This window comes from Paraburkholderia sp. CNPSo 3281, assembly GCF_024206515.1.
Classification (GTDB): domain Bacteria; phylum Pseudomonadota; class Gammaproteobacteria; order Burkholderiales; family Burkholderiaceae; genus Paraburkholderia; species Paraburkholderia nodosa.
Window position 1 is genome coordinate 1 of sequence record NZ_JAMBPS010000036.1, and the last position, 19,985, is coordinate 19,985.

A 19,985-nucleotide genomic window follows, 5' to 3' on the forward strand; every position below is an offset into this window, starting at 1 on the left:
GGTTTTTCCTGCTTGCCGCGAGAAAGTTACGATTCGTAGTCCAGATAGAGTCGGGAGGATTCAGGGTTTTGTCTGACTACGCGGGGTCACAGCCGCGCTTCGGCCGGCCAGCCATCCGGTCTTGAATAAAACCTCTACACGGGGCCAGGGCGAATGTTTTTCATATTGATGCCGTAAACTCAGGCATATCTTCAGACCACGCCGTACATGCTAGATCCGGTCAATATCCTTCTCGTCACGGTGCTTTCGAGCATCATGAGCCTGGCCATTCTCGGCTCGCTGCGGCCTGCGGGTATTCCCGGCGCAGGGCGGTGGATCGGCGCCTATTTGATGGCGAGCGTGGCGCTCCTGCTTGCGGGCCTGCAACGGCTTGGCTTGCCCTTCCTCACCGTGTTCGTTTCGAATACCTTGCTGGCGCTCGCCGTGGTGCGCCTGCTCGAGGGCTGCCGCCAGTTCTTCGGGCTCAAGCCGCGTGTGCCGCTCGCCTACGCGGGAACCGTTGCGCTAGCAACGGGTATTGTGTGGTGGTATTGGGTGACGCCCAGTCTCGGCGCGCGCGTGGCCGTCGTCTCCGCATTTCATGCGGCCATCTACGCGTCGCTCGGCTGGCTCTCACTGCGTTGCCGCCCGCCTGAGCGCCCCGTGTACAGCTACCGGTTCGTGACCCTGGCCGCCTGGCTGGGCGCGTTCGCGCACGCGCTGCGCGGGGTGATGTACGGCAGCGGCTTCGTGAAGCAGTACGGGTTACTCGACTTCACGCCGCTCAACGTCGCATGGCTCGCACTCGGCATTCTCGTTTTGCCTTCGCTTTCGATCGGCATGGTTCTGCTCGCGCACGATCGCATGGCCGAACGGCTCGAACGCCTCGCGAACCAGGACGAGCTGACCGGCGCGCTCACGCGTCGCGCCTTTCTCGCCCAGGCGAACGCGTCGCTCGAGGCTGCGCGCGAGAAGGGGCAGCGGGTCGCGTTCGCGATTGTCGATATCGATCACTTCAAGTCGATCAACGACCGCTACGGGCACGCCACAGGCGACCGCGTGCTCGCGCAGTTCTGCCGCGTCGTGAAGGGCGGCGTGCGCGCGGAGGACGTGTTTGGCCGCCTCGGCGGCGAGGAGTTCGCGTTGCTCTTTGTGGGCATGAGCCGCGACGATGTCGTGACGCGTCTCGATGAACTGCGCGTGCTGACGCTCTCCGTGCGCCGCAGCGCCGACGCTCACGCCCGCGAATCGGGCCAGGAGGCCCACGACGGCCTGACGTTCAGCGCCGGCTTGGATGAACTCCAGGCGCAAGACTCGCTCGCCACGTTGATGGCGCGCGCCGACGCCGCACTCTATGTCGCCAAGTCACGCGGGCGCGACCGCGTTGTGGCCATCTGACGATCCTGTCGGTCTCCTTCGCGCAATCTATGCGTGGTGAATCAACGCTCGCGCTCATGCGCGGCGCGATGGGCAAACCTTATCGAAACTCCATGCGCTACGCATAGTTGCGCACTGCGAAGGCCTTAACAGCGCTGTTTTTAAACGATAATTATCAATGGCGCGACTGACGTTGCGTGCAGCGTGAAGGCGCTTTCGCTGCATGACGTGCATGGTCCAGGTGGCCTGCGTGGCGCGCCTCAAAAATTTTCGGGCGGGCGTTTCTTCCCTTGTAACCAGTGGCGATCACGCGAAGCGGGATTCGTGCGGATATGAAGGCGCCTGCTCCCGGCGCCCCGCGCCCGCATTGGTTTTCGAATTCGCTCCGCTCTCAAGCGCGCTCTGGCGCCGCCGGCCGTGACCGCTCCCCGCCGCGCGCCGCGACTCACGCGCTCGCCAGTCATTGCATCACCCACATTCAAAAGTCCGCTGCCGGAATGCGCACGTCAGGCTTCATCGCGCGTGTCGTTTCGCTGCGGGCACATTACGGGCCTGCCTTTCGGAATCCTTCCTGACCAGACAAGTCGCCTCCGGGGCCGGCCTTTAACCACAAGGAGCCTGAGATGAAAGTTGGCAGCAACTGGCGTAACGCATATAACAACGACGCGGCATTGCCCGCATTCCTCGCCGCACGTGTCGATCGCTACTACACCGAGCGCGTGCAGGAAAGCTGGGCCGGGGGGCACATCATGAAGGGCCGTGTTGCCGATGCGGATGCCTTGCACCTTTCGAGTAACGACTACCTTTCGATTGCGCGCCATCCCGAGATTCTCGATGCAATGTGCATGAGTATCCGCTCGGAGGGTAACGGGCTCCTGATGTCGGGTGTATTCCTGCACGGCGACGACTGCCCGCAACTCGCGCTCGAAGACCGCTTCGCGTCATACATGGGGGCCGAAGCGAGTGTGTTGTGCCAGTCGGGTTTTGCCGCGAATACGGGGCTGATCCAGTCGATCGCCAATGCGCAGACGCCGGTGTACGTCGACATGATGGCGCATATGTCGCTGTGGGAAGGCATCCGCAGCGCCGGCGCGCGTGCGATCAGTTTCTTCCACAACGATGTCGATCACCTCGAGCAGCGCATCCAGCGCTACGGGGCCGGGATCGTGATCGTCGATTCGGTGTACAGCACCAACGGCAGCGTGGCGCCGCTCGCGGCGATCGCCGAGGTGTGCGCTGAGCACGACTGCGTGCTGGTCGTCGACGAATCGCACTCGCTCGGCACGCACGGCCCGCACGGTGCGGGCATGGTGGCCGAGCTCGGGCTCATCGACCGCGTGCATTTCCGCACCGCGAGTCTTGCGAAGGCGTTTGCCGGGCGCGCGGGCATCATCAGCTGTTCGCGCCGTTTCCAGGAGTACTTCAAGTGCGAGGCGCTGCCCGCCATTTTCAGCTCGACGCTGCTGCCGCATGAAACGGCGGGTCTCGCGGCGACGCTCGACGTGATCGAGCGCGAAGACTGGCGGCGCGCGCGCGTCGCGGCCAACGCGCGGTACGTGCGCTCACGGCTGGCCGAACTTGGCTACAACCTGAACGGCAGCGAAACGCAGATCATCGCGCTCGAAGCCGGGCCGGAGCCGCAGACGATCGTACTGCGCGACGCGCTCGAAGCGCGCGGCATTTTCGGTTCGGTGTTCTGTGCGCCCGCCACGGCGCAGAACCGCTCGCTCGTGCGGCTCTCGCTCAATGCGGCGCTGTGCGAGGAGGAACTGGAGCGCCTCGTCGAAGTGTGCGCGGAGATTCGCGACGAGGTGCAGATGTGGAACTGGCCGTCCACGCGCCGCAACGAACGCAACGCGGGCCGTGCGCGCGTACGTCTGCCGCAGGCCGTGGTGAACATGCCGATGGTGGCCGTGGCAGCCTGAACCGCGCGCGGTTGAGGTGGCGTGGGGCGAGGCAGAGATAGCGTGGGGCGCACCCGATTATCAGGGCGAGTCCCACGCCGCCTGGATCTCGCGGTCCAGCTGGTCGAGATGTCGGTCGTAGGGCAGCACGTTGTCGAGCGCGAGCCCCGCCGGCTTCTTCACGACTGCGTAGAGATAGCGGCGGTCGCCGTGAAATTCCGATGCGGGGTGCATATACGTCTGCCATTCCACGCACTGTGACGGGTAATAGCCTTCCGTGCGCCAGAAATAGGGCAGGCTGCGACGGCTATCGAGCTCCGCGAGGAAGCTTGTGGGCGCACCTTGTTCGACGGCGATCTCGCGCACGCCGCGCAGCGATTCGTCGGTGTGAATGACGAGCAGATACGCGGTGCCGACTCCGTCGAACATCAGGAGTCCGTGCGGTTGGTACGAGAGATAGTGCTCGACGATGCCCAATGAATCGGCAATGCCCTTCACGTGCGCGGCGAGCGCATGATCCTTGAGGAATGCGTATTCGGAAACGGCGAGTGCGTCGAGCACCGTGCTGCAGCAGCGGTCGAAATACGCGCGCTGCATATCGTCGATCGCCTGGTTCAGCGTTTCCACCGCATCGACTTCGTGCTTGCGGATGAAGCGGTCGATCAGCCCTTCGTTGAAGCTCTTCACGGCCACGTGCTCGTCGGCTTTGCCGGTCAGCACGATTTTTCTGATCGACGGGTCGGTAATGCGGCGGCAAAACTCCATGCCGTTGAGTTCGGGCATGTCGTAATCGACCACCACGACCGAAACCGACTCGAAGCGCGAAGCGTTATGTACCAGACTACGTATCGCATCGACGCGCATGGCGATGACCTGGTGCGCATCGTTTTCTTCAGTACGGTCCAGATAGGGGCTGAAGATAGGCTCCGCCGCGCGGTCGTGCGGCGTACGGCCATTGAGAAATTTCAGCGCCTCAGAGGGCGAACTGAACAGGCGGAAGGCCAGGTCGGGGTCGAGTTGCAGGCTCAGGTTCGAAAGGAACGCGGCGCTGTCGTCGACGAAGGCGACGGTGGTCGGATAGGAGAACGGCTGAATGGCTTTCGTCATGGCGCAGGGAATGTCAAAACGAACTCGGTGTATTCGCCTTTTACGGAAGAGCAGGTGATTGCTCCACCCATCGCTTGCATGACATCGCGGCAGAATGCCAGCCCGATTCCTGCTCCGAGCGTCACGTCATCGGTGGCGGTTGTCGAAGTATAAAAGCGCGTGAAGATGTGCGGCAATACCTCAGGGGAAATACCGGTGCCCGTATCGCTGAAAATCAACCGATTGGCCCGTTGCCCTGATTCAAGACGAATCGAAATCTGCGCACCTTCGATGCTGCCCATGTGCCGGAAGGCATTTTTGAGCAGATTGAAGAGCACGTGAACGGTAAGCATTTCAGATCCGTGGAATTCGAAATCGGGGCGCAGGTTGCAGATTACCCGACGCCGGTCGCCTTCGCGAAACGGAAAACGCGCGAGCGCGGTTTCCACGCAATGTACGATCGAACACATCGTTGCGTTTTGCATGTTGCCGCCCGTGAAGCGCGCGGTGGCGAGCAGCATGTCGATGATCGCATTCGAATGCAGTGCTTCCTGTTCAATGCGGCCCACCACGCCTTGCAGGGAATGCAGATGCGCCACGCGTATTTTGGGCACGGGCAGGCGGCTGCGCTGGGCGAGTTGATAGGTGTCGAGCAACGCGGGCAAATAGCGCATGAGGCCCGCGGCGCCCACGCGTATCGCCACGAGCGGCGTGCGCAGTTCGTGCGCCACGCTGCCCGCCGTGGCCAGCATGGCGCGCTCCTGTTCGATCTGAATACGGTCCTGATCGTAATTGGCCACCGCGCCGATCGCCACCGCAAACGAAAAGATCGCCAGATGCGTGAGGTAGTTCGGCCCGAGCACGATGGGATAGGTGGTGAGGCAGTACGCGATCACCGCGAGGCTGATGCCCACGAGGAACTGCAGCACGAGCATGAGCCAGTCGAGCAGCAGCACCATCACGAACGCCGCGATCAGCGCGCTTTCCACCCACACTTCGTTGCCGTTGTTCTTGAGCAGCATGAACGTAAAAAAGAACGGCAGTGCGTAGAGCGTGCAGAAGTACCAGTACCACGGCAGCAGCTTTTTCAGTGCGGCGGGCCAGCGCTCGAACGCCAGGATCGGCACGAACAGCAACGAGCCGATCAGGCGCAGCGTGAGATTTTCATACGGCTGAGGAAAGAGGTCTTTCCAGACGTAGTAGTAAAGCGGGAAGCCCACGCTCGCCACCACGGCGAGCGGCCGCATGCGGCGCTTCACGTATTGCAGGTTGCGCAGCGCGGGCGCGAAGGCGCGCACGAAGCGCGGACGCATCGACGCCCAGGCTCGCCTCAGTCGCACCGAGGTTCTTGAAACGTTCATCAGGATGGAATCGCTCATCGTTCTGGCCGGCGCGCGTGATCCGGCCGGTCTTCTTGCGTCTCGCTTTTTTGGTGCCCCGTTGCGCCGTTGGGTTCGCGTGGTCGGACCCCGTCTCCACTCCGCAAAGAAAGACAATATCACCAAAGGATTGCAGCGATGAGGCGGGTTTGGCCCTTAGTTTGGCCTTCGATGGCCTCGGTGTTGCGTCGGCGGGGGAATGTTATGCGCGGTGCATCGATCCGCCCCTGTCTGGAGGCATTCGATGGGCGCAGAAGGGGCTTGCGGGGGCGCTGAGGTCTGCCTGTGCGGCCTTCAGTTTGCGGGCTTCCGATGTGTGCAAACGAATTGCTCGACGGCGTCGTTCAGCGGCTGTGGCGCATCGCGATGCGGAGAATGGCCGCCGTGCGCGAGCGCGTGGACGCGCGCTCCCGGCACGGCCGCGCCAATCGCCTCGACTTGCGCCATGGTGCCGTAATGGTCGTCGAGCGCCTGCACGGCGAGCAACGGCGCGCGAATCGACGCCAGTTCGCCGACGATGTTCCAGGACCGGAAGGCGGGATCGAGCCAGATATCGTTCCAGCCGTAGAACGCGGAATCGACATCGTCGTGATAGCGCGCGAGCTTTTCGCGCAGGCGGGTCGTTTCGTACGCAACCTTCGCCTCGCCGATGCTGTCGACCGAAATGTCTTCGACGAACACGTGCGGCGCAATCGCCACCGCGCCTGCGAGGGCTGCGGGGAAAGCGGCGGCGTAGAGCAGGGCGATGGAGGCGCCGTCGCTATGACCGATCAACCACATGCGCGCGCGTTCGGCCGCGCTCACGCCAAGCGTGTCGAGCAGAGCGGGCAGGACATCGCGCGCCTGCGCCGACATGAAATCGACCGGCCATTTCACACCTTGCGCGCGCGGTGTGGAACGGCCGTAACCCGGGCGCGAATAAACGAGCCCGCGCATGCCGAGGCGTTCGCAAAGCGCGGCGGGCCAGTCTCTCCATATCGCGACCGAGCCGAGACCCTCGTGCAGGAACACGGCGAGCGGCGCATCGCTGGCAGCCGTGCCGATCCAGCGATATTCGATGCGCAGTGCATCGCGCGTAGACGTGGCGGGGAGATCGGCAAATTCGCGTTCGTTCATGGCGCTTATCACTGTCACGACTGAAACTGCTGACGCAGCCGGAAACGCTGGATCTTACCGGTCGCCGTTTTCGGCAGGTCGTCGACGAACAGAATGTCGCGCGGATACTTGTGCGGCGCGAGCCGCGTTTTCACGAACACCTTCAATTGCTCGGTCAACGCGTCGTGCGGGGTTTCCACTGCCGACTGCTTGAGGACGACGAACGCGCAAGTCTTCACGAGCCCGCCCTGATCGACGCCGATCACGGCCGCTTCGAGCACCGCGTCGTGCTGCATGAGCACCATTTCCACTTCGATGGGCGAAACATACTGGCCGCTCACCTTGAGCATGTCGTCGCTGCGGCCCGCATAGACATAGGCGCCCCCCGGCAGGCGCCGGTACTTGTCGCCGCTCCTCACCCACTCGCCGAGGAAGGTCGCGCGCGACTTCTCGCGATTGCACCAGTACATTACGGCCGCGCTCGGCCCGCGGACGAAGAGGTCGCCAATTTCGCCATCGGGCACGAGCGCACCGGTTTCGTCGCGCAGTTCGATTTCGTAGCCGGGCACGGGGCGTCCGGTGGTGCCGTATTCGACCGCGTCTGGCCGGTTCGAGAGGAAGATGTGCAGCATTTCCGTGGAGCCGAGGCCGTCGAGAATGTCGCTGCCGAAGTGCTCCCTGAAGCGCTCGCCCAGTTCGCGCGGCAGTGCTTCGCCCGCGGACGTGCACACGCGCAGCGCGATGTCGGCGCGTGGCGGGATGTTGGATGAGGCCATCATGCTCGCGTACAGCGTGGGCACGCCGTAGAACACCGTCGGCCGATGCTGCACGAGCCGTGCGAATACGGCACTGGCGGTGGGGCGTTCGGCCATCAGGATCGTGGTCGCGCCTACCGAGAGCGGAAACGAAAGGCCGTTGCCGAGGCCGTAGGCGAAGAACAGCTTGGCCGCCGAAAACACGATGTCGCTTTCGCGTATGCCGAGAATGGGCTTCGCGTAAGTCTCGACGGTCCAGTAGAGATTGGCGTGCGTATGCACCGTGCCTTTGGGTTTGCCCGTCGATCCCGACGAGTAGAGCCAGAACGCGATGTCGTCACAGCCCGTTTGCGCGGGGCGCGGGGCAGGCTCGGCGTGCGCGATCAGATCGGAGAGGACGCTTTGCGGTTCATGAGGGACCGACTGTGAAGCAGGCTGCGAAACGATTAACTGGCAGTCCTCACATCGCGCTTCGGCCAGCGCTGCGCTCACGGCGGGCAGCACCGCGCCCGACGCGATCACCACGCGCGCGCGGCTGTGCGTGAGCATATACACATAGTCGGCCGGCGTGAGCAGCGTATTGACGACTACCGGCACGATTCCGGCATAGAGCGCGCCGAGAAATGCAATGGGCAGCTCGACGGTGTCGAGCATCACGAGCAGAACGCGCTCTTCCGTATGGACGCCCAGCGCGCGCATGGCGGTGGCGAAGCGGCGGGCCTGCATTTCGAGTTCGCCGTAGCTCAGCGTGAGCGTGTCGTCGATATAAGCGGTCTTCGCGGCGCGCGCGGCGTTGAGCGAGAACAGGTGCGTGGCGAAGTTGAATAGCGCGGGCGGCGGCACGGCCGCGGCCGCGGCATGTTCCGGCGACGCTGCTGGGATTGGCACGGTGTTGTCTCCGCTCAGTCTGTCTCGATCGGATTTGTCGTCGATCAACCTTTTCGCGGAAAATTAGCCGTTAGCACAGTGCGTGTCAAGCACTATAGTACATAAACACGGGTTCAGGGATTCCCTAAGATGAAGCAAACTTACATTGCCGAGCTTCCAGCGGAAGCCGCCGACGACGCCTCGCGCGGCGAGCGCACCGAACGCGATCCGTTCCTGACCGCCATGGGCGAGCGCGTACGCATGCTGCGCGCGCGACGCGGCATGACGCGCAAGACGCTGGCGGCGGAAACCGGGCTCTCGGAGCGGCATCTGGCGAATCTGGAGTCCGGCGTGGGGAACGCCTCCGTGCTGGTGCTGCGGCAGATCGCGAGCACGCTGAACTGCCCGCTCGCCGAGGTGCTCGGCGACGTCACGACCTCGTCGGCGGAATGGCTCCTGATCCGCGAGTTGCTGCAGGGGCGCGATCCGGCGGCCTTGCAGCGTGCGCGCGTGGCGCTCGCCGAGATGTTTTCGCACACGAGCGCCGACCCGCACCGCAACGAGCGCATTGCGCTCATCGGCCTGCGCGGCGCGGGCAAGTCCACGCTCGGGCGCATGCTCGCGCAGGAGCTGAAGGTGCCGTTCATCGAGCTGACGCGAGTGATCGAGCAGCTGGCGGGCTGTCCGCCTTCTGAAATCCATTCACTCTATGGCGCAAGCGCTTATCGCCGCTACGAGCACCGGGCGCTGGAGGCCGTGATCGCGGAACACCCGCGCGCCGTGATCGCCTCGCCGGGCGGCCTCGTTTCCGAGCCCGCCACGTTCAATGTGCTGCTCGCGCATTGCTTCACCGTCTGGCTGCAGGCCGCGCCCGAAGAGCACATGCGCCGCGTCGTGGCGCAGGGCGACCTTCGGCCCATGTCGGGCAATTCCGGTAACAGCGAGGCGATGGACGACCTCAAGCGCATCCTGGCTGGCCGCAGCGAACTGTATGGCCGCGCCGACATGACCTTCGACACCAGCGAAAAGACGCTCGCCGACGCCTACCTGCAACTGCGTGACCGGCTCGCCGCCCGGCTGGCCGCGGAGGCGCCCCGCATCGAGTGAGCGGCGGGTGTGAGCTGCGGCATCGCGGGTTTACCCATTTCATGCATTAAAATGCATTAATGTGCTTTACACAAGCAATCCATTGCACTATCGTTCATTGAAACGAAGTGTAGACAGGAGACGCTCATGGCCGCAGCCGAAACCGCCGTCGCCCCGCAGCGGGTCGATTACCGCACCGATCCCTCGCAATACCGGCACTGGAAGCTTTCGTTCGACGGCGCCGTAGCGACGCTCGGCATGGATATCGCCGAGGACGGCGGCATTCGCGACGGCTATAAGCTGAAGCTGAACTCGTACGACCTCGGCGTCGATATCGAACTGCACGATGCCCTCCAGCGCATCCGTTTCGAGCATCCGGAAGTGCGCACCGTCGTGCTGACCAGCCTGAAGGACCGCGTGTTCTGCTCGGGCGCCAACATCTTCATGCTCGGCCTTTCCACGCACGCCTGGAAGGTCAACTTCTGCAAGTTCACCAACGAAACGCGCAACGGCATGGAAGATTCGTCGCGCCATTCGGGCCTGAAATTCATCGCGGCCGTGAACGGCGCGTGTGCCGGCGGCGGCTACGAACTCGCACTCGCCTGTGACGAGATCATGCTCGTGGACGACCGGTCGTCATCGGTCGCGCTGCCGGAAGTGCCGCTGCTCGGCGTGCTGCCTGGCACGGGCGGCCTCACGCGCCTAACCGACAAGCGCAAGGTGCGCCACGACCGCGCCGATATCTTCTGCACCGTGGTGGAGGGCATTCGCGGCGAACGCGCGAAGGCCTGGCGTCTCGTGGACGAAGTCGTGAAGCCGAATCAGTTCGGTCAGGCCGTGCAGGCGCGCGCGCTCGAGCTGGCCGCCGCGAGCGATCGTCCCGCAGACGCCAAGGGCATTGCGCTCCCGCGCATCGAACGCGTGGAGCACGACGGCGGCCTGAGCTATGCCACTGTCGATGTCTCGATCGACCGCGCGAAGCGCACCGCGACGTTCACGGCGAAAGCGCCCGCCGTGGCACCTGTTTCGGATATCGAATCAATCGTCGCCGCCGGTGCGTCGTGGTGGCCGCTGCAGTTCGCGCGCGAGCTGGACGACGCGATTCTCTCCATGCGCACCAACGAGCTCGACATCGGCACGTGGATTCTCAAGACCGCAGGCGACGCGCGTACCGTGCTCGCCGCCGACGCCGCGCTGCTCGCGCACCGCGACCACTGGTTCGTGCGCGAGACCATCGGCATGCTGCGCCGCACGCTGGCGCGCATCGATGTCTCTTCGCGTTCGCTGTTCGCGCTGATCGAGCCGGGCTCATGCTACGCCGGCACCTTCGCCGAACTCGCGTTCGCCGCGGACCGCACGTACATGGCCGCGCTGCCCGCGAACGAAGACGAAGAACCGGCTATCACGCTCTCGGAAGCGAATTTCGGCCTCTACCCGATGGTCACGCATCAATCGCGCCTCGCGCGGCGCTTCTATGAGGAAACCGAACCACTCGATGCCGCGCGCGCGAAGATTGGCGAAGCAGTCAAGGCGGTCGAGGCGGAGCGCCTCGGCCTCGTGACGGCCTCGCCCGACGACATCGACTGGGCCGACGAAATCCGCCTCGCGCTGGAAGAGCGCGCGGTCATGTCGCCCGACGCGCTCACGGGCCTGGAAGCGAATCTGCGCTTCAACGGGCCGGAGACCATGGAAACGCGCATCTTCGGGCGGCTCTCCGCGTGGCAGAACTGGATCTTCAACCGGCCCAACGCCGTGGGCGAGAAAGGCGCGCTCAAGGTGTACGGCAAGGGCAGCAAGGCGCAGTTCGACGTCGCCCGCGTTTGATAACCGTCTCTGCCGCCGCGTTTGCCACAAGGAACCGCAATGTCCACGATCAACTCTACGATTAACTACGGCGAAAAGATCCCGAACAACGTCAATCTCGCCGACGACCGCGCACTGCAGCGCGCCCTCGAACAGTGGCAGCCGAACTTCCTCTCGTGGTGGGGCGACATGGGCCCCGACGGCTCGCACGGCTACGATGTGTATCTGCGCACGGCGGTGAGCGTCGACGCGGGCGGCTGGGCGCACTTCGACCACGTGAAGATGCCTGACTATCGCTGGGGCATCTTCCTCACGCCGGGCGAAGCGGATCGCAAGATCCATTTCGGCGCGCAAAGGGGCGAGGCGGCGTGGCAGGACGTGCCGGGCGAGCACCGCGCGAACCTGCGCCGCATCATCGTCACGCAGGGCGACACGGAGCCCGCCTCCGTCGAGCAGCAGCGCCATCTCGGCCTCACCGCGCCCTCCATGTACGACCTGCGCAACCTGTTCCAGGTGAATGTGGAGGAAGGCCGGCACCTGTGGGCGATGGTGTATCTGCTGCATCGCTACTTCGGCCGCGACGGTCGTGAGGAAGCCGAAGCATTGCTGGAGCGCCGCTCGGGCGACGACGACAACCCGCGCATTCTCGGCGCGTTCAACGAGAAAACGCCCGACTGGCTGGCGTTCTTCATGTTCACGTACTTCACCGACCGCGACGGCAAGTTCCAGCTTTCGGCGCTATCCGAATCCGGCTTCGACCCGCTCGCGCGCACGACGAAATTCATGTTGACCGAAGAGGCGCATCATATGTTCGTCGGCGAGTCGGGCATCTCGCGCGTCGTGCAACGCACCGCGCAGGTCATGAACGAGCTGAAGACCGACGACGTGAACCGCTTGCGCGCCGCGGGCGTGATCGACCTCGAAACGATCCAGCGTTACCTGAATTTCCACTACTCGGTGACGATCGACCTGTTCGGCGCCGACCACTCGTCGAATGCCGCGACCTTCTACAGCTCGGGCCTGAAGGGCCGCTACGAAGAAACCAAACGCGACGACGACCACCAGCTCGAAGGCCAGCGATACCGCTTGCTCGACGTGCAGGACGGCAAGCTCGTGGAGCGCGAAGTGCCGATGCTCAATGCCATGAACGAAGTGCTGCGCGACGACTACATCAAGGACTCGATTGCGGGCGTGAACCGCTGGAACAAGGTGCTCGAAAAGGCTGGCATCGACGTTCGCCTCACCGTGCCGCACAAGGCCTTCAACCGCCAGATCGGCACGTTCGCGGGCGTGCGCGTGTCGCCGGACGGCCGCGTGACCGGCGAGACCGAGTGGGCCGCGAACGAAGCAAAATGGCTGCCCACCGCGGAAGACCGCGCCTACGTGGCCTCGCTCATGGGCCGTGTGATCGAGCCGGGCAAGTTCGCCAACTGGATCGCGCCACCGGCCATGGGCATCAATCGGCAGCCAATCGATTTCGAATACGTGCGCTTTAACTGAGGGGAGCGGCGGCGCGTAGCATCGCGTTCGCGCGCCGCGGTGGGAGACAATCATGAACGGTCCGCTACCCGTGGATATTCTCAGGCAACACCTGATCGATCCTGAAATCTGCATACGCTGCAATACATGCGAGGAAACGTGTCCAGTCGACGCGATCACGCACGACGGCACTAACTATGTGGTGAAGGCCGATGTCTGCAACGCCTGCATGGCGTGTGTGCCGCCGTGCCCGACCGGGGCGATCGACAACTGGCGCAACGTGCTCAAGGCCGAGACGTACACCATTGACGAGCAGTACACGTGGGATGAACTGCCTGCGCAGAATCCATCGGTGGGAACGCCGGTCGTTGCGCCGGAAGCGGGCGATGGGGCGAGCGTTGAGCAAGCGGCGCCGAATGCCGCCGATGCACCCGTCGGCGGCTCCGACATGGTGCGCGGCTCGACCGTGCCGCCGTGGTCGGCGGCGCGCCCCTACGTCCAGCTCTACACGCACAAGGCGCCCACTACGGCGACCGTGGTCGGCAACTATCGCCTCACCGACGACGCCACCGAAAGCGACATCCATCACATCGTGCTCGACTTCGGCGCCATGCCGTTCCCGGTGCTGGAAGGCCAGTCTATCGGCATTCTGCCGCCGGGGGCGACGGCGGAAGGCCGGGCCCATCACGCGCGCCAGTATTCGATAGCGAGTCCACGCGACGGCGAGCGCCCCGGCTACAACAACGTTTCGCTCACGGTGAAGCGCGTGACGCGCGATCACAGCGGCAACGCAACCGATGGCGTGTGCTCGAACTATCTTTGCGATCGAAAGAAGGGCGACGTGGTGACCGTGATCGGGCCGTTCGGCAATACCTTCCTCATGCCGAACCATCCGAACTCGCATCTGCTGATGATCTGCACGGGCACCGGCTCTGCGCCCATGCGCGCGATGACCGAATATCGCCGCCGCCGCAGGCTCAAGGGCGCGACCGGCAAGCTCATGCTCTTTTTCGGCGCGCGCACTCAGCAGGAGTTGCCCTACTTCGGACCCCTGATGAATCTGCCGAAGGATTTCATCGACACGAACCTCGCCTTCTCTCGCACGCCGGGCCAGCCCCGCCGCTACGTGCAGGACGCCATGCGCGAGCGCGCTGTGGACGTCGCGCAACTGCTCAAGGACGGTAACACGCATGTCTATGTCTGCGGGTTGAAGGGCATGGAAGACGGCGTGCTGCAGGCGCTTCAGGAGATTGCAGAAAAGCACGGCATGGGCTGGGAGGCGTTGTGGGAGCACCTCAAACGGGAAGGGCGGCTGCATCTCGAGACGTATTGAAACGTCCGCTCCAATGAATCGAGGCCTGAATCGAAACGCGTGAGTAGCTCGCGATAATTTAAGCACGATCGTTCGAAAGGCGCTACGATGGCGGATCGCACAGGTGCGCACAGTCGCGAACAGACGCGCGCCGTAGACGGAGATCGCCTCGATGAACCTCGTTGCTGAAATGCCCGCCGGCCTGACCGGCGTCGAACAATTGCAGCGCATGCTGCACGGCAGCCGTGGCCCGGCCATTGGCGAAACACTCGGCTTCAGGCTGGTCGAAGTCGAGGAGGGCCGCGTCGTGTTCGAGGGCACGCCCGGCCTGCATGTGTACAACCCCATCGGCACGGTGCACGGCGGTTATGCGGCCACGTTGCTCGATTCCGCGTGCGGGTGCGCCGCACACTCGCGGCTCAGCGCAAATCAGGGCTATACCACGCTGGAGCTGAAGGTCGCGTACCACCGGCCCATGACGGCCGACACCGGCGTCGTGCGCGCAGAAGGGCGCGTGCTCAGCATCGGCCGCCGCGCGGCCTTCGCGGAGGCCAGCATCACGGATGCGCAGGGCAAGCTCTACGCATCCGCCACCTCTACCTTGCTCGTGTTCGACCGCTGAGGGAGCACGACCGGCGCGCGCGCTAGATCGCCGCGCGCGCCTTGTCCTCGATGAGCCGCACGAGCGTTTGCAGCATCCGGTTCGCAGGCGTGGGCACGCCAAGCGCCGCGCCGCGCTGCACGACATAGCCGTTGAGGTGATCGATCTCGCTAAGCTTGCCGCGCGCGAGATCCTGCGCCGTGGACGAGTATTGGCCCGGCATGGTCTGCGCGATGCGTGTCACCGCGCTGTCCATGTCCGGCGGCAGCGTCACGCCGTCGGCCTGTGCGACGGCCATGCATTCGCCGACGATGTCGCGCATCGTGTCGCTCACGCCCGCACCCTTCACGAGACGCCCATAAGGTAATTGCGTGATCGCCGAGAGCGCGTTGTACGCGCAGTTCACGATCAGCTTCGCCCAGAGGGCGCCGCGCACATTGGGTGAGATTTCCGTGGGCACGCCCGCTTCGATGAGCGTGCGCGCAACCGCGTCGCTCGCGCGCGAAGGCTCGATCACCAGCTCGCCGCGGCCGTGATGGCGGACGTGGCCGGCCCCCGCCATCTCCGTGGCGACATAGACCACGGCGGCCGCCACGTCTTGCGGGATCACGGTGCGCAGACGCTCCGCGTTATCCGCGCCGTTCTGCAGCGTGAGCACGAGCGTGTCGGCGCCCAGATGCGGTTTGATCGCGGCGCCCGCGCTTTCGGTGTCGGTCGACTTCACGCAGAACAGCACGAGGTCCGCGCCCGCCACGGCGGCGGCTTCGGTGCTGGCGGTGAGATGCGGCGCGCCGATGCGCTCGTCGAACTGCTGCGCTTCGAGGCGCAGCCCGTCGCGCGCAATGGCCTCGACATGCTGGGGCCGGCCGATCAAGACCACATCGTGTCCCGCGCGCGCGAGCATGCCGCCGTAAAAGCAGCCTACTGCGCCTGCGCCCATGACGGCGACTTTCATTTGCGTCTCTCCTGTGTGGCGTGCGTGCTTCGTTGCCTGAAATGTCCCGCGGCGTGCCGGTGCGTTCAGCGCAGCTCGAAGCCGAGCGCGCTGAGCGCGTCGCGCAGGCGGTCGCGGCCGTGCAGCGACTCGCGGCTGCGCCAGCGCGCGAGCGAACGCACGGTCCAGCCCGCCGCGCTCAATCCCTGGGCAGTCTGGAAGCCGCCCACGACTTCGTCGTACTGGGCAATCGCGGCCGCCTGCGAAGGCGCGTCGTATTGCTCGCGATGGAGCACGACCGCCTGCGGCAAGCGCGGCTTCACATCCGCAGGGCGTGTTTCGTCGGGATAACCCACGCACAGGCCGAACACGGGGAGCACGCGCGGCGGCAGACCGAGTTCTGCGGCCACCTGCTCAGGCTGATTGCGGATGCCGCCGATATACACGGCGCTCATGCCGAGCGATTCGAGTGCGATCACGGCGTTTTGCGCGGCGAGCGCCGCGTCGATCATGCCGACGACCAGCGTCTCCATGTAATGCAGACCTTCGACGCTCGCCCCGCTACGTGCGCCGGCCGCTTCGAGGCGCGAGAGGTCCGCGAGCCACACGAGAAAGAGCGGCGCTGCGCGAACGTGCGACTGGCCGCCGGCAAGCTCGGCGAGGCGCGCCCGGCGCTCGGGGTTTTCGATGGCAACCACGCTCCACGTTTGCAGGTTCGACGAGGTCGAGGCCGACTGCGCCGCGGCGATCAGCGTTTCGAGCGTGCCATTGGGCAGCGGACGGTCCGCGTAGTTGCGCACCGAGCGGTGCGCGAGCAGCGTGTCGAGCGTATCGTTCCAGGCCGGCAGCGGCGCGGACCACGGCGTGCCATAGCGCGCTTCGAGGGCGCGCACGGCATCGGCGAGATCGGCAGCGGGGCTTGCGGGCGTGGTGACGGTGGACATCGGGTTTTTTCTCCGGCAAATGACAGTTGATTCGTGGCGCTGAAATTCGGGGCACCAGGCGCCGTATGGTACATGGCTCGAGCAATCGGCGCAGGCGTTCAGCGGCGCGGGTTCAAGGGCGTGCCAGCAGAGTTCGCGCGTGACCGGTATCATCGAAGGCTGCGCATGCGTACGAACGGGCTCGGCGACCTCTTCGTGACCTGCTTCGTGCGGCGGCGCCATCTTCCGCTTGCCCCTGTCTTCGGCAGCCTCGTCTGCCCCTTCTTCCGGGAGGCCTTCCCATGTCCGTTGATTCCCCGAATGCGTTGCCGGTCTGGTTCGTGACCGGTTGTTCGACCGGCTTTGGCCGCGAGTTGGCCCGCGCGGTGCTCGCGCGCGGCTGGCGCTGTGTCGCGACCGCGCGCAACAAGGCGTCGCTCGACGATCTCGCGCCCGAGGCCGGCGATCGCCTGCTGCCCGTCTCGCTCGACGTGACCGACGCTGCGCAAATCGACGCCGCCGTCGCGGCCGGGCAAAAGCAGTTCGGCGCGATCGACGTGCTCGTCAACAACGCGGGCTACGGCTATCAGAGTTCGATCGAGGAGGGCGAGGAGCGCGAGATCCGCGCGCAGTTCGATGCCAACGCGTTCGGCCTGTTCGCGCTCACGCGCGCGGTGCTGCCGGGCATGCGTGCGCGCCGCAAGGGTCACGTCATCAACATCACGTCGGTGGCGGGGCTCGCGGGCTTTCCGGGTTCTGGCTACTATGCGGCCTCGAAGCATGCAGAACGCCATTATATACCGACGCAAACCCAGGCCCAGCAAGGCTTTGCGGCTCTCGCCTGAATAGCGACCCTATGAGCCGCCGTGCGGCTTCAGGGTGTCTTTGTGCCAACCAGGGGCCGCGAGAGCCGCCAGCGTCGAATTTTTCCCCATGCCGCCGATTCTGGCGCATCCGGCTACCTGCACTGTCGCCCGTTGCGCGGTGATGGGTTCGCTTCTGTCCGCGATGGCGGCTTCAATCGTTTCGCGCGACCACCAAAGATGGCAATGCGCATTCAGGCGCGGGCTATCCGTCGATGCGGCGAGTTGCTGGAGCAAGTGCCAAAGGCGTCTGGAAAAAATATCGTTGACGATACTTTTACGCGTGAACGCGCCGCGACCGATGCAGGTATGTCGAAGCGCCAGAAGGATACCGCGCTGCGCGTTGCCGCCGTGCCAGAAGCTGAGTTTGAGCAACAGGTGGAGAGTAGCGATCCGCCGACCGTAACGAAGCTCGCGAGTAACTTTAGGGGGGGGCGTCCCCCTGAATGTTTTGATTCGCACCGTTCGCCTTCGGCACGCGTACCGATGTGAAACCTACTGACGGCGACGACAGTAGGTTGACGCGCAAAGCCGTCGCGAGCAATGCGGGCATGAGCGAGCGACAGGCGTTGCTCAGAAATAGCCTTCGGCGCGATCGCCTTTTTTGGGTAGCGGCGGATCAGGCATGCCGATGCTCGCGCGTGATGCGGGCGTCAAACCAAACTCGCGCGAGAGCTTGAGGTAAAGCGCCGTGGCCCGGTTGGCAATGCCGATCAGTGGCGATGCATACGCGACGCCGTTGACCGCATGCGCGACCATGCCGCCATTCACCTTGTCGTGCGCGGCGGCATGCGCCAGCGCGCGCTCGGCGGCAATCAACCGGCTATACGACACACACAGCGCGGCCAGTGCGCCGCGATCGAGCGGCGTGAGTACACCGATGCCCGCCAGAATGCGCGCGATGCGCCGCCACTCGGCGCGTGCCGTGGCATCAAGCCATGCGGGCGGTCCAGGCACTTCGCGCGGCTCGCGTGGCGATGTGCCGTGCCGGGTTTTGCGAAAGGTGTCGCTCACGACATGGAGCGCGACGGGTTTGCGTGGCCTTCCCATGGCAATCCCCTTCGAAAATTTCGGCGCGCAGCAAAAAAATGTGGGCTGAAGGTGTTTCGAAAAAAACGGTTCAAGGTTTTGATCCGCCCCTGCCATGCGCCTTCGTCAAAAAAAAGCGCCGCGCTCCGTTGCGAGAAGAGCGCGGCCAGAGCTTGGAGTTACATCATGACGGCTGTCTGCCGGGAGCCGTCGCCCGTGGATCACGCCTGCCGCCAACAGCATTGCAGGGAGACGGCAGGCGCGCGCAGTCTTACTTCGCAGTCTTATGCTTTTGTCGCGGCGGCTTTCGCGGGAGGAGTTGCCGCCTTCGACGCGGCGGTTCCGCCAGTGGTGTAGCTCCCCTTGAGTACGAGTGAGCCATGTTCGGTCACTGGCCCAACGCGCGCTTCGGCACGGAACGAGAGCAGATTACGAACAAAGTCGTCGTCGGCCCAACCGAGACGCACCTGAATATCGGAGCGCGTTGCGCACCATGCACCGAGCGGACTTGCGACAGCGTAGAACGTACCAGGGAGCACGGCAGGCGATGCGGCGAGAGTGGCACCCCACAATGACCGTTGCGGAGACAACGGATCGATCAGGTAGTGCCCGTCATCGCCTTTCAGCGTGGCGAGGCTCACCGCGTCTGTTGGTGCGAGGCCAACGACAATCCGCGCGCCGCCTGAAGCCATCAATTGCCCGATCGCCTGCAGGAGTACGTCAAGCATGTTCGTGGCATCGGCGCTCGGCGCAAACAGGGTTGCGGTCTGGTCGAGTCCGAGCGCATGCCCCGTGCTTCCATCGCCGTGCAATACCTCAACGTCGATTGCCACATCAACGGCGTTGGACAATTCTGAATTGAGGAATTGATTCAACTGCTCCACGTCAGCAAGCAGTTGCTCCGAGCATTTTTTTACGATTGCAACGGTTGGAATCGGACAGGTGCGCACGGTCGGTGTGTTGCCTGCCTCAACTTTTGGTTGCCCCTCAACCTGCGCCGCTGCGCCCGTTGTCAAATCATACTGAACGACTTCGATCGCATTCGTGCCCGTGACTGGCGTGCCTTGCAACGCGCGCCACAGGGTCGGCAGTTGCAGGGCCGCCGCGATGCGAAGCTGTGGCGGCACGGGCGTGCCGTCAGGGTCTGCGAGCGTGCTCACCATCGGCGCGATTGCCTTGGTGAGATTGCCCGTCTCAAGGGTGACCTGGGCGCTTTGCCCGTTCGCGCGAAACGACTCGATCAGAGTGCTTTTCGTGATGAGTTCGCCCAGCATGCCCTTACGCGCGCCGCCGCCGCGAGGCCAACCGCCTTCGCTCATGCCCGCCATGCGTTGCTGAACGTCGATAAGCTCGGCGCGAAAGCCTTCGATATCGCCGTGAATTTTGCCGAACGTCTCATCGAGCGCGGCCTTGACTTGAGCCATTGTGTCCATAACGGACTCCTGGAGTGTGCATATGCAGGCTCGTTTCGGTCGTTCGCTAGAAGCACTGCATCGCGCAGTCAGCGCCCGCG

The 19,985-nt window shown here is 64.4% G+C and carries 17 protein-coding genes; 8 read left to right on the forward strand and 9 right to left on the reverse strand.

The window, feature by feature from the left end; translation table 11 throughout:
• Nucleotides 1–207 precede the first annotated feature (207 nt).
• Together M3I56_RS27615 and cqsA are read left to right on the forward strand one after the other, a co-directional pair.
• The gene (locus M3I56_RS27615; RefSeq protein WP_254356657.1) at nucleotides 208–1,377 is read left to right on the forward strand and encodes a GGDEF domain-containing protein; all 1,170 of its coding nucleotides are present in this window, start codon (nucleotides 208–210) and stop codon (nucleotides 1,375–1,377) included.
• A gap of 602 nt (nucleotides 1,378–1,979) precedes the next feature.
• Nucleotides 1,980–3,281 carry an alpha-hydroxyketone-type quorum-sensing autoinducer synthase gene (gene cqsA / locus M3I56_RS27620; RefSeq protein ID WP_254356658.1) on the forward strand — a complete coding sequence of 434 codons (1,302 nt, stop codon included), beginning with the start codon at nucleotides 1,980–1,982 and terminating at the stop codon, nucleotides 3,279–3,281.
• Nucleotides 3,282–3,341: 60 nt separating this feature from the next.
• Here the strand turns inward: cqsA and M3I56_RS27625 are convergent, their stop codons facing one another.
• From M3I56_RS27625 to M3I56_RS27640, 4 genes are all read right to left on the reverse strand, one after another.
• Nucleotides 3,342–4,367: a response regulator gene (locus M3I56_RS27625; RefSeq protein ID WP_254356659.1), complete on the reverse strand. Its 1,026-nt coding sequence runs from the start codon at nucleotides 4,365–4,367 to the stop codon at nucleotides 3,342–3,344.
• Nucleotides 4,364–5,725 (reverse strand): sensor histidine kinase KdpD, encoded by a 1,362-nt coding sequence (locus tag M3I56_RS27630; RefSeq protein WP_254356660.1) that lies wholly within the window; start codon nucleotides 5,723–5,725, stop codon nucleotides 4,364–4,366. The genes M3I56_RS27625 and M3I56_RS27630 overlap by 4 nt, the downstream gene beginning before the upstream one ends.
• A 294-nt stretch (nucleotides 5,726–6,019) precedes the next feature.
• The gene (locus tag M3I56_RS27635) at nucleotides 6,020–6,841 is read right to left on the reverse strand and encodes an alpha/beta fold hydrolase (RefSeq protein WP_254356661.1); all 822 of its coding nucleotides are present in this window, start codon (nucleotides 6,839–6,841) and stop codon (nucleotides 6,020–6,022) included.
• Nucleotides 6,842–6,855: 14 nt separating this feature from the next.
• Nucleotides 6,856–8,463 carry a benzoate-CoA ligase family protein gene (locus tag M3I56_RS27640; protein WP_254356662.1) on the reverse strand — a complete coding sequence of 536 codons (1,608 nt, stop codon included), beginning with the start codon at nucleotides 8,461–8,463 and terminating at the stop codon, nucleotides 6,856–6,858.
• 129 nt (nucleotides 8,464–8,592) lie between these two features.
• On the opposite strand from M3I56_RS27640, the gene M3I56_RS27645 reads away from it, so the two are divergent.
• From M3I56_RS27645 to M3I56_RS27665, 5 genes are all read left to right on the forward strand, one after another.
• Entirely contained in the window at nucleotides 8,593–9,549 is a 957-nt protein-coding gene (locus tag M3I56_RS27645) for a helix-turn-helix transcriptional regulator (RefSeq protein WP_254356663.1), read from the forward strand.
• A 126-nt stretch (nucleotides 9,550–9,675) separates the two neighbouring features.
• Nucleotides 9,676–11,352, forward strand: a complete 1,677-nt coding sequence (boxC, locus tag M3I56_RS27650) for a 2,3-epoxybenzoyl-CoA dihydrolase (protein ID WP_254356664.1) — start codon at nucleotides 9,676–9,678, stop codon at nucleotides 11,350–11,352.
• Nucleotides 11,353–11,391: 39 nt separating this feature from the next.
• Complete coding sequence (gene boxB / locus M3I56_RS27655) at nucleotides 11,392–12,831, forward strand: benzoyl-CoA 2,3-epoxidase subunit BoxB (RefSeq protein WP_254356665.1); 1,440 nt, start codon at nucleotides 11,392–11,394, stop codon at nucleotides 12,829–12,831.
• Nucleotides 12,832–12,883: 52 nt separating this feature from the next.
• A complete protein-coding gene (boxA, locus tag M3I56_RS27660; protein ID WP_254356666.1) occupies nucleotides 12,884–14,143 on the forward strand; it encodes a benzoyl-CoA 2,3-epoxidase subunit BoxA in 1,260 nt (419 codons plus the stop codon).
• A gap of 151 nt (nucleotides 14,144–14,294) precedes the next feature.
• A complete protein-coding gene (locus M3I56_RS27665; RefSeq protein ID WP_254356667.1) occupies nucleotides 14,295–14,744 on the forward strand; it encodes a PaaI family thioesterase in 450 nt (149 codons plus the stop codon).
• A gap of 22 nt (nucleotides 14,745–14,766) precedes the next feature.
• On the opposite strand, the gene M3I56_RS27670 is transcribed toward M3I56_RS27665, so the two are convergent.
• Together M3I56_RS27670 and M3I56_RS27675 are read right to left on the reverse strand one after the other, a co-directional pair.
• Nucleotides 14,767–15,678, reverse strand: coding sequence for a ketopantoate reductase family protein (locus tag M3I56_RS27670; RefSeq protein ID WP_254356668.1), 912 nt, complete (start codon nucleotides 15,676–15,678; stop codon nucleotides 14,767–14,769).
• Between the two features lie 65 nt (nucleotides 15,679–15,743).
• Nucleotides 15,744–16,601, reverse strand: a complete 858-nt coding sequence (locus M3I56_RS27675) for an NADPH-dependent oxidoreductase (RefSeq protein ID WP_254356669.1) — start codon at nucleotides 16,599–16,601, stop codon at nucleotides 15,744–15,746.
• A 281-nt stretch (nucleotides 16,602–16,882) separates the two neighbouring features.
• On the opposite strand from M3I56_RS27675, the gene M3I56_RS27680 reads away from it, so the two are divergent.
• Complete coding sequence (locus M3I56_RS27680; RefSeq protein ID WP_254356670.1) at nucleotides 16,883–17,425, forward strand: SDR family NAD(P)-dependent oxidoreductase; 543 nt, start codon at nucleotides 16,883–16,885, stop codon at nucleotides 17,423–17,425.
• A gap of 9 nt (nucleotides 17,426–17,434) precedes the next feature.
• Here M3I56_RS27680 and M3I56_RS27685 read toward each other — a convergent pair whose 3' ends face one another.
• From M3I56_RS27685 to M3I56_RS27695, 3 genes are all read right to left on the reverse strand, one after another.
• On the reverse strand, nucleotides 17,435–17,818 hold the full coding sequence (locus M3I56_RS27685; RefSeq protein WP_254356671.1) for a hypothetical protein: 384 nt from the start codon (nucleotides 17,816–17,818) through the stop codon (nucleotides 17,435–17,437).
• Nucleotides 17,819–18,016: 198 nt separating this feature from the next.
• Entirely contained in the window at nucleotides 18,017–18,493 is a 477-nt protein-coding gene (locus M3I56_RS27690; RefSeq protein ID WP_254356672.1) for a phage terminase small subunit P27 family, read from the reverse strand.
• A gap of 263 nt (nucleotides 18,494–18,756) precedes the next feature.
• Complete coding sequence (locus M3I56_RS27695) at nucleotides 18,757–19,905, reverse strand: phage major capsid protein (protein WP_254356673.1); 1,149 nt, start codon at nucleotides 19,903–19,905, stop codon at nucleotides 18,757–18,759.
• Nucleotides 19,906–19,985: the final 80 nt, after the last annotated feature.